The organism is Mesorhizobium tianshanense, from assembly GCF_007830515.1.
Classification (GTDB): Bacteria; Pseudomonadota; Alphaproteobacteria; order Rhizobiales; family Rhizobiaceae; genus Mesorhizobium; species Mesorhizobium tianshanense.
Genome location: NZ_VLKT01000131.1, coordinates 1 through 3,040, shown reverse-complemented (window position 1 = coordinate 3,040; position 3,040 = coordinate 1). Strand labels below are relative to the sequence as shown.

Below are 3,040 nucleotides of genomic sequence, written 5' to 3'. Positions count from 1 at the left end.
GGGCTCTGACGCATTCTCGCTGCGACCACGGCCTAAGTTGCACCGATGAGACGCGCCTGGAGCAGATCAATCTTGGCGCGGCCGTACATCTGCCGCTTGATGAGTTTGAGCTTGGTGATCTGGCCTTCAGTTTGGCCGTTCGACCATGGAGATATGATGGCATTGCGAACCGCTGCGATGTCTTTCTCGACGCCGTTCGCGAAGGAGCCGACGAGACTTGCCTTAGCGTGCTCGAGCCAACCGTCCAATTTGGCGACCGCCTTTGATCGGATCATCTCCTGAAAGTCGGCGATCAGCGATCGTGCGATGGTCAGCTCGGGGACATTGTTCTCGATCGCCGCAATCATCACCGCGTCCGACTTGGAAAGATCGTCACGCGCCAGCGTCATGAGCCTGGCAATACTTCGTGCCGACGGCGTGCGGGCAAGTGCGCTTTGATCGGCCTTTTCGGCCAGACGTCGCCGCCGCGCCCATTCAGAGACAACACCGATCTGGCCGCGAAAGCCTTTCCCGCGCATTTCACGCCAAAGCGCCGATGCATTCCGCGCGTCTTGCTCCCAGCGGCCGTCAAGCCAGGGAAGCCATTCCTCGAGCGAACTTTGCCGGACGCGGAACATATCCGAACGCTGACCGCGCAGAACGCTGCGGACGAGCTTGCGACTATGCCCGGTACGCTTGACGATCTGCTTGATCGGCACACCTTGCTTTGACAATTCCAGAATGGCCTCGTTTGTCTCCTGGCGGCGCAGATAGCCTTCATATTGCAGCCGTTCGGCGTAGGTGAGAAGCTTTGGATCGATGATGGTGCTGCCGACTGTCTTTCGGATCTGCCGCATGGATTTGCTGACCGCATCGAGGAAAGCGCGGCTGGCGTTCTCCATGAGGTGCCAGCGGTCGGCCACCTGATCGGCGTGAGGCAATGCTTTCGTTATCGCCTCACCATAGCCGCCACCCCGATCGCGGGCGACAGTCACGATGGTAGGATGGTTCGCCAGCCACGCCTGTGATGTCGCCTGTTCGCGATCGGGCATCAATGTCACTGGCCTGCGCCGCTCGAGATCGCAGACAATCGTTCCGTATCGCTGGCCACGCCGGAATGCGAAGTCGTCAATGCCGATGATGGAAAGCTTATCGCGCGGCTGTTCCGTCCGCCGGCGCACGACACGCAGCAGGGTATCGTTGCTCACCGGCATCATGAGGCGTTCGGCAATGGCCGCAGCCGGCCTGCCGCCCAGCGCCAGCCCCAAATGATGAACGATGGTTTCGAGGCGCCCGGTCCTTCGCGACAACGGGGCCAAAACATCGGCGCCAAACCGCTCGGCAAAAATACGGCGTCGGCAAAGAACGGCATCACACCAGAAACGACGAACCGTCACCTGCAGGACAACACGCCGTCCGGCGATCGGCAGATCGGCGGCTTGCCGCAGATATCGGCTCTGGGTTCGGCGTGAAGTGGTCCCACAGCAAGGGCACGTTGCCGAAACAGCCGCGGCTCGAACGTCCAGAAATACGCAATCTGTGTCGATCTCGGCATGTTCAACGACGAACCCTGCCGGCGCCAGTCTCGTCGACCCAAATCTCCGTTCCATCGCGCTGATTCCCTCTCAAAATCAGGCGACATCATCCTTCACATGCAGCAAGATTGAGTCTGACCCCTTTTTGGATGAAAACGACCCCTCAAATGGAGTGCGCCCCTAAGGGTGGACAGATCGGCTTGAGGAATTGACCAGGCTTGTCGGGTTTTCGAAAAAGGGAACCCATGGCAAGATATCGCACTCACAGCATCGAGTTTAAGCGGCAGGTCGCGCAGGAATATCTGTCAGGCGAGACGCTTCACGGTTTGGCGAAACGGCACGACGTCACCCGAAACCTGATCCGTGTCTGGGTGCGCAAATATGAGGAAGGCGCCTTCGATGACGATGCGCAGGCCGCCGATCTTATCCAGGAATACGAGGCTCGGATCGCGGCCCTTGAGCGGCTCGTCGGCAAGCAGGCTCTGGAACTGGAGTTTCTAAAGGGGGCTCTGAAAAGCGCACCGCCGCCGAGAAGAGGGACTACATCCGTCGTCACCGGCCCCGCGGCATCTCCATCGCTGAAGGATGCCGACTGATGGGGATCGCGCGTTCGACCTACTACGACCGTCCGGAAAAGCGGACCGACGACACCGCGATTGTCGAGGCAATATTCGCGATCTGCGACGAGTTCGAGTTCTACGGTTATCGCCGCGTTGGCGCGGCCCTGCGTCAGCAAGGCCTCGTCGTGAACCACAAGAAGATCCGGCGCCTGATGCGTGAGCACGGTCTACAACCGAAGATGAGGCGGCGCTTCATTGTCACCACCGACAGCGATCATGACGGCCCAATCTTCCCCAATCTGGCGAAGGATATCGCTCCTACGGGGCCGAACCAGCTCTGGGTTTCCGACATCACCTATGTCGCGCTGCCGACCCGCTTCGTCTATGTCGCCGTCCTCCTCGATGCCTGGTCGCGCTTGATCGTCGGCTACGCCATCGGCCGCTCTATCGATGCGCGCCTGACGGTCGCCGCCTTGAGGGCCGCCATCAATCGGAGAAGACCACCGTCAGGCTGCATTCACCATTCCGATCGCGGCTCGCAATATGCAGCCGAGATCTACCGGCAGCTTCTTGCCGATCAAGGTCTGATCGGCTCGATGGGCCGCAGAGGCAATCCCTATGACAACGCCAAGGCCGAGAGCTTCATGAAGACGCTAAAGGTCGAAGCCGTCTACCCGATGGCTTTCGAAACCTTCGACGACGTCACTGAACACCTTCCCCGCTTCATCGAGGACGTCTACAACAACCGCAGGCTCCATTCGGCGCTCGGCTATCTGAGCCCGCAGCAGTTCGAGGATCAACACATCCGGCAGACTGGCAAAACAGCAGCCTGATCAGTGTCCACCCTCAGGGGCGCACTCCAAAACAGGGTCCCTATTCCATGAAAAATCACATTCTTCTCCAAGGAGGAGTTCCGCTACGATCCCGACAGGGATGTCTTCACCTGTCCTGGCGGGCAAACCCTTT

The 3,040-nt window shown here is 59.7% G+C and carries 3 protein-coding genes; 2 read left to right on the top strand and 1 reads right to left on the bottom strand.

Annotated elements, in window-relative coordinates; translation table 11 throughout:
- Positions 1-32 precede the first annotated feature (32 nt).
- On the bottom strand, positions 33-1,589 hold the full coding sequence (locus IQ26_RS38710; protein ID WP_145723557.1) for an ISL3 family transposase: 1,557 nt from the start codon (positions 1,587-1,589) through the stop codon (positions 33-35).
- Between the two features lie 170 nt (positions 1,590-1,759).
- Between IQ26_RS38710 and IQ26_RS38705 the strand changes: the two genes are divergently transcribed.
- On the top strand, positions 1,760-2,110 hold the full coding sequence (locus tag IQ26_RS38705; RefSeq protein WP_145723556.1) for a transposase: 351 nt from the start codon (positions 1,760-1,762) through the stop codon (positions 2,108-2,110).
- Positions 2,059-2,907, top strand: a complete 849-nt coding sequence (locus tag IQ26_RS38700) for an IS3 family transposase (protein ID WP_145723555.1) — start codon at positions 2,059-2,061, stop codon at positions 2,905-2,907. Before IQ26_RS38705 ends, IQ26_RS38700 begins: the two co-directional genes overlap by 52 nt.
- Positions 2,908-3,040 lie beyond the last annotated feature (133 nt).